This window comes from Fulvivirga sp., assembly GCF_040220315.1.
Classification (GTDB): domain Bacteria; phylum Bacteroidota; class Bacteroidia; order Cytophagales; family Cyclobacteriaceae; genus Fulvivirga.
The window spans coordinates 1-3,727 of record NZ_JAVJUY010000066.1; the positions used below are offsets into that span (position 1 = coordinate 1).

A 3,727-nucleotide genomic window follows, 5' to 3' on the forward strand; every position below is an offset into this window, starting at 1 on the left:
CTATTCAAGTGGCAGAAAAAACCCATTTTAACGATCATCAATTTGATCTTGTTACTGTAGGGCAGGCATTACATTGGTTTAACTTCGATCAATTCTTTAAAGAAGTGAAAAGGGTTTTGAAACCTGATGGTGTTCTTTTTGCCTTCGGATATGGGTTAAATTATGTTAATGCTGAAGTTGATGAGATTATAAAGCATTTTTACTTTAATATTATTGGTTCTTATTGGGATGAAGAAAGAAAGCACATTGATAATGAATACGGCACTATCAATTTCCCATTTAAGCATATTGAAAATAAACGCTTTCTACTAATAATAAACTGGAGTGTAAATCATTATTTGGGATATCTTAACACTTGGTCTGCAGTGAAACACTATCAAAAAGAGAACGGGCATAATCCTGTTAATCTCATTTCTCAAGACCTTCGGAAAACGTGGGGCAACCAGGACTTAGTAGTTACTTTTCCAATATTCTCAACTTGTACATGGTTGTGAAAATTTAATTATCACATTATCAGGAGGTTATATTTTGCACGCTTTCTTGGTTAGAATCTTTTCCTATATTTAGCGATTCACTTTTCTTTAAACCTAACATGAGCAGCCCTTTTAATATCTCCAATGTTTCCGATGAAAGACTTGATCAGCTTCGGCAAATGACAGACCCGTTGGCAGATAATACTGTGAAAAGCATCATAGAATCAGGTTTTGATAAGCAAGTAAATGAAGTTTTTAAAACACTGGTGAGCGAATCAAGTATCACAAAATCAAGCTTTAACAAGTTTGATCAACAACTCCAGGATATACTCTACAACTACATCGATGAATCAGCCAAATTACCGGATTGGGCAGATCAAAAACTGATAGAAAAAGGAGAAGAAGTATTTAGTCTTTATGGACCAGAGATATTCATGTTGCTGAATGTGAGCTCATTACCAATGTGTTATACCTGTGGCAAAGGAGCTTTAGTGCTTTATGATACTGGCAGGCTGCTAACACACAGTGGCAACGTTCACCCATTAGCGAGGAGACTGATGGAAACTGCCCAAATGATCGTGAATGTAATGTCTGAGGGCGGCTTGAAATCAGAAGGGAAAGGTATTATTACTATTCAGAAAATAAGGCTTATTCATGCATCTATTCGTTACTTCTTGAAAACCAAAGGCTACAATGGAGCACCATGGGATGTTCATGAAAATGGAGAGCCAATAAATCAGGAAGATCTAGTAGGAACGCTCATGTCATTTGCTCCGGTAATAATTAACGGACTAGGGCATTTGGGAATAGAATTGTCGGTAGAACAAAAGAATGCCTATATGCATTCCTGGAAGGTTGTAGGTTATTTAATGGGTATTAAGGAAGAGCTATTACCATCAACATATGACGAGGGATTTTCTTTGGCATCCAGAATACTAAAACATCAAGCCATACCCTCTGAAGCCGGTAAAGCGCTAACACAAGCTTGTATCGATTTTATTAATCATACGATTCCAGGTAATGCTTTCCATGAATTGCCATCCTACTTGATGGCCACTTTCTTGGATGATTTCTCGAAGGCATCAAGTAAAGATTTGGCGGAGTATATTGGTGTTTCTAAGAGTGATGAAAAGCAAGGAAGAATTGCCATGGCTATCTCAAAATTCATATCAAAAGGGATAGGACAATTAGAGCATCACCTGTTTATACAAAGAGTGTCTAAATCATTCAATAAATTATTAATGCAAGGTATTATACACCACTTTAATGGTGGGAAGGAGGTTAATTTTTACATACCACCGTCATTGAGAAAGAATTGGAATTTAGAAAATGAATGGGAAGACAGTAGAACTCTGTTAACCATTGGTGAGAATAGAATTGCTTGGCAAAGGAAGAAACAAAACATTTAAATGAATACACAAGATAATCCAGGTCTAGATAAAAAGACCACCATAGTCATTTTATCAAGTTCAGGGATTTTATTAAGCTGGTCTTTTGGTAGCTCGATTTTAGCGTCAGGGCCAATTTCTGCCAGTATAATTACCTATACCTTATATATATTCTATTGGTTTTATGCGTTGAAATACGATAACCCGTTAATATTAAGATTAGCGATTTTTGGAACCATTGCAGGCATATTGGAACTTGCTACTGATCATTACCTAGTAAGCACTATTAATAGTCTTGTTTACCCTGGAAATGAGTTAATGATTTGGAGTTCACCTGCATATATGCCATTTGCGTGGTCAAATGTAATTCTTCAATTAAGCTTTGTTGGAGTACTACTTACCAAAAGGTTTGGTTTATTGAAAGCATCCATTTTTTTGTGTATTGCAGGTGGAATGTATATTCCAATATACGAGCATTTAGCTAAGGATGCAGGCTGGTGGTGGTATCATAATAATACTACCATGGTGTTAAATGCACCGCTCTATGTTATTGTTTGTGAGGCACTTATCTCACTTTCATTGCCTGCCTTAGTATACTATTCAGAACATAACAAAGTGGGCAAAACAATCGGTTTAGGCGTTGTAGAAGGTGTGTGGATTTTAATCAGTGCCATCATAGCTTTTCATGTAGCACATTAAATTTTGATACAGATCATTGTTATATTGCATTTAGATATATCTTAAATTAATGAACATAGCTTCATTTATAGACTATTTTATTCACCCAAGTCGTTTTGGCGATTTAGAAGAATTAAGGCGGGCAAGACTTTTGGTTAGAGCATGCTGGCTTACCAGTTTATTCTCAAATTCATACATTCTTTTTAGTTATTTGTTTGGGTACGATAAGGGCGTTTACCTTATGATATTTAATGTTGTCGGGTTTATTGTGCTAGCCTTTTTTGTGAAAACTAAATTACCTATCGTTTTATTAGGCAATATTTATGTGTTCATTGGCGCATTTGCGGTCATATTCCTTACTCACTTTTCTGGCGGTATGTGGTCGGCTATTTATCCCTGGATTATATCCATTCCGGTTCTTGCACTATTGGTTGTAAATAGGTCTGCTGCTATATTTTGGGGTGTTATTTCTTTCAGTGTCATGGTAATTTATGGCGTTTTGGCAGTTGAAGGCTATGAATTACCCGTAGAGTATAATCCTGAATTTAAAACACTATGGTTTCTTTCAGTGGTGCCCGGTCTACTTTTAATAATTCTCTTTATTTCATTTGTTTTTGAGCATACACAAACAAAAGCACTCAATAGTTTAGCGGAAAATAATGCTCAGTTACAGGAACAGAAGGAGATGATTGAAATGCAATCTGAGCATTTGTCTAAACTCGTTGAAGAAAAAGATTACATAATTCGCGTTTTATCGCACGACTTAAGAAGTCCACTTAAAAATATCTCCAGCCTTGTTTCATTAATGGAGGTCGAAAAAGATGAGACTATGAGTCATGAATATTCTAAAATGATTTTAGATGCTTCCAGCAGTGCCCAGCATTTAGTAAATAGGGTATTGGAAATGGATGCGTCTAATCAAAACCATATGGAATTGCAGCATGAAGAATTTGATGTAAATGAATTTTTGGAGGAACTTATATTGGGTGTGGAAGAATCGGCCAAAACAAAAAACATTAAAATAGTTTATGAAAATAAGGCTCCAAAAGCTCGAGTAAATGCTGATGAAACCTATTTTGCCTTGATCTTTGAAAACCTTCTCTCAAACGCTATTAAGTTTTCAGAGAAAGGGAAAGAAGTTAAAATTCAAACTACTGTTGATAATGAGAATTTGCGGGTAAGAGTGAT

4 protein-coding genes are annotated in these 3,727 nt (G+C 35.7%); all 4 read left to right on the forward strand.

Translation table 11 applies throughout. The features are described from left to right. Positions 1 to 494, forward strand: a 494-nt coding sequence (locus tag RLO81_RS02985; RefSeq protein WP_350107022.1) for a class I SAM-dependent methyltransferase, incomplete at its 5' end; no start/stop codon positions are given. 98 nt (positions 495 to 592) lie between these two features. Then, the gene (locus tag RLO81_RS02990) at positions 593 to 1,882 is read left to right on the forward strand and encodes an oxygenase MpaB family protein (RefSeq protein WP_350107025.1); all 1,290 of its coding nucleotides are present in this window, start codon (positions 593 to 595) and stop codon (positions 1,880 to 1,882) included. Then, entirely contained in the window at positions 1,883 to 2,560 is a 678-nt protein-coding gene (locus RLO81_RS02995) for a DUF6989 domain-containing protein (protein WP_350107028.1), read from the forward strand. It abuts the gene before it with no gap. A gap of 49 nt (positions 2,561 to 2,609) precedes the next feature. Continuing rightward, a partial coding sequence (locus tag RLO81_RS03000; protein ID WP_350107031.1) for a histidine kinase dimerization/phospho-acceptor domain-containing protein occupies positions 2,610 to 3,727 on the forward strand: 1,118 nt, incomplete at its 3' end.